A 2939-nucleotide genomic window follows, 5' to 3' on the forward strand; every position below is an offset into this window, starting at 1 on the left:
TGGGGGTCAACCCTTGTTGTTTTTTCCCCCGGGGGGCCAAACCAAACAGGTCCCCGGGTTTTTTTTTGGGGTTTGGGTGGGGGCGGGCGGGGGGGCGGCCTTGCTAAATTCGCCGTAAACCACGCTTTTCGCGAAGCCGGTAGCTGTCACCGCGGATGGTGATCACCGTCGAATGATGAAGCAGGCGATCAAGGATCGCGGTCGCGACCACGGGATCGCCAAACACGCTGCCCCATTCGCCCACCGAGCGTTGGAGGTGATCAGGATCGATCCCCGCTCATAACGCCGCGACACCAGCTGGAAGAACAGATGCGCGGCATTGGCTTCGAACGGGAGATAGCCGAGCTCGTCGATGATCAACAGTTTCGGCCGCGACAGGGTCGTCAGCTGCTTTTCGAGTGAACCGTCGTCATGGGCCTTGGCCAGCATCGCCACGAGCGTGGCCGCCGTGACGAACTGGACGCTATGGTTCTGCCGGATCGCCTCGCGCCCGAGAGCCACCGCCAGATGTGTCTTGCCCGTACCCGGAGGTCCAAGGAACAGGACCGTGTCGCCATGAGCAATCCAGCGGCAGGTCGCCAGCTCCCGGACTTGGCGCTGATCCAGCGACGGCTGCGCGTCGAAGTCGAAGCCATCGAGTTCGCGCACAAACGGGAACTGCGCGATCTTGCCTGCCATGGAGATGCGCCGCTCGTCGCGCCGCGCGATCTCGCGCGTCACCAGGAAGGCCAAAGCCTCGCGCAAGGTCATTTGCGAACGCGCCGCTTCGTCCAGCAGCGTATCGAGCTGATCCCGGATCGCGGTCAGCTTCAGCCGGTCGAGCTGAGCCACCAACATCTCGTGATCGACCGTCGTCATCACCAGCTGCCTCCCACCAGTGCCTCATATTCGGCCAGCGGCCGCAACAGAGCGGAAGGCGCAACGATCTCCGCCGGCGCCGATCGCACCGGCGCAGCAGCGCCGACCACGCCGGCAAGATGCGCGCGCTCGACAATCCGTTGGCGACGCCCGCGGCACAAGGCATGATCCGCCACCACCTCGCCCGCATGACGCACGATAACGCGGCCGCCCAGCACCACGACTTGGACGCTCTCCCCGATCAGCCGCCAGGGAACCGAGTAACTGTTCGTGTCCAGGTCGATTGCGCAGTCCGCCTGGACCTTGCGCACGAGATCCCGCAGCTGCCCAAACGGTGCCCGTCCGCCCAGAGGGCGAAGCGCCATGGCTTCTTCGGCAAAGCGCTCCGCAGGAGCCACGCCGGTCGTGCCATGCACACGCTGATCAGCAATCTCGCGTGTCCACTGGTCCAGATGCGCCTCGAACGCCGCCCAGTTCTCGAACCGGCGGCCGGCAATCGCATTGCGCTTGACATAGCCGACCCCGCGTTCGTCCTTCCCCTTCGTACGCGCCCGGTAGGGCGCACAAGCCCGCGGCGTAAATCCCCAGTAGCGGGCAAAGGTGTGCAGCCTCACATTGAACCGCACCTCCCGCGTCGTCGCATCGTGATGTTCGACCAGCGCCTTCGGATTGTCGAACAGTACTTCCGTTGGAACCCCGCCGAAGCGAAGGAAGGCTCCTTCCATCCCCTCGAACCAGTCCGCCTGGCGCTCCCGAAGCGAGGGACGGATATGCAGCCGACGCGAGTAACCCAGCGTTGCTACAAACAGGTGCACCCGAACACGCTCGCCGCCGACCCACGCCCGCGTGTCGCCAAAGTCGATCTGCATCTGATGTCCCGGCGCCGTCTCAAACCGAACCGTCGCGCGCTTCTGCGCCTTCAATTCCCGACGCCAACCCTGCACCCGAAGCTCCACCGACCGAAGCCCTATAACGATCCCATGTTCGCTCTCCAGTTCCTGGCGCACCACATCGGCGTTGCCGCCATGGCGGAAGAAGCGCTCCCGCAGCCAATCGTCCAGCCCGTCAAACGCGGTCCGCCGCACAGGCTTGCGAAACGGAAAAGTCCCGCCCTCGCGCAGATACCGACGCACCGTGTTGCGCGCGCATCCGAATTCCTTCGCAAGTCGCTTCGCTCCCCAGCCAAGCTCATGCAGCCGCAGCATCGCTGCCACTTCTTCAGGCTGAAGCATCTCCTCCCCCCGCATCGTTCTCGACAATGCAGGAATCGCCGAAATCTCAACCGTCATCCATGCCTCCTCTCATAACCGAGGGGGTCAGTTCTTCATTTCGTCAGGGGGTCAGTTTCTCAATTCGGCCGACAAATGGCTTGTCTAACAGCTGCATGCTCGGTTGTGGCGGTGGTCCGCCGCCTGTTTTTCCGTCCCGCTGCTTTGAGGCGCGGGCTTGGAGAAAGGTAACCATTCGGCCAAGGCCGCGGTGGCTATGATTTCGGGCGATGGTTTTCTGCGGTAGGTTTGGGCGGTGCGTGGCCCGCAGCCCTGCGCTCGTCGACGATCTGCCGAAGGTTGTCGATGCCGTCTTAGGTTGGCTTAATTCGGATGCGGGATAGTCGTCGTAGGCGCTCAAGCAACCGTCTTCCGAGAACATCTCGATCGAGCAATCGTGCAAAAAGTCTTCGTCCTCTTCGAGCATCTCGGCCACACATTTGAGGGTGTAAAGAGCGGAGTTGCGATATCTCATCTGACGGCCTCAACGATCCGGTTTGCAAGTGAACTCAATAATGGAAGGCCCAGATCAGGCAGCTTTAGCTGCTGCGATCGTCAAAAGGCTCCAATTCCACGGGAGCAAGTCCTCAAGCCGTGTGACCGGCGTGTCGGCGATGCGAGAGAGAAAATCGGCCAGCCAGGCCTGCGGATCGACATCGTTGAGCTTTGCGGTGGTGATCAGGGTTGCCATGAAGGCGGCTCGATCAGCGCCGCGATAACGCAGCGCCCGTTCGGCGGCGTTGTTGGTGAGACAAATCCGGCCGTCGCCGAGGAAGGACGTGAAGCCGTCCCAGCGCTTCAGCATGCAGTCGA

Annotated in this window: 3 protein-coding genes and 1 pseudogene; all 4 read right to left on the reverse strand. The window is 62.6% G+C overall.

Annotated elements, in window-relative coordinates; genetic code table 11:
• Positions 1-103: 103 nt before the first annotated feature.
• Positions 104-858 (reverse strand): annotated as a pseudogene (gene istB / locus NKH12_RS30125) (IS21-like element helper ATPase IstB).
• The gene (istA, locus tag NKH12_RS30130; RefSeq protein ID WP_352956441.1) at positions 858-2147 is read right to left on the reverse strand and encodes an IS21 family transposase; all 1290 of its coding nucleotides are present in this window, start codon (positions 2145-2147) and stop codon (positions 858-860) included. The pseudogene istB and the gene istA overlap by 1 nt, the downstream one beginning before the upstream one ends.
• Positions 2148-2190: 43 nt before the next feature.
• A complete protein-coding gene (locus tag NKH12_RS30135; RefSeq protein WP_352956442.1) occupies positions 2191-2601 on the reverse strand; it encodes a hypothetical protein in 411 nt (136 codons plus the stop codon).
• A 54-nt stretch (positions 2602-2655) separates the two neighbouring features.
• On the reverse strand, positions 2656-2939 hold a 284-nt coding region (locus NKH12_RS30140), incomplete at its 5' end, for a transposase domain-containing protein (protein ID WP_352956443.1).

Origin of the sequence: Mesorhizobium sp. M1322 (genome assembly GCF_040318085.1) — a bacterium.
Classification (GTDB): domain Bacteria; phylum Pseudomonadota; class Alphaproteobacteria; order Rhizobiales; family Rhizobiaceae; genus Mesorhizobium.

Coding starts and splice junctions, on each gene's coding strand:
- NKH12_RS30135 (WP_352956442.1), bottom strand. CDS start 2,601: ATGAGATATCGCAACTCCGCTCTTTACACCCTCAAATGTGTGGCCGAG.
- istA (WP_352956441.1), bottom strand. CDS start 2,147: ATGACGGTTGAGATTTCGGCGATTCCTGCATTGTCGAGAACGATGCGG.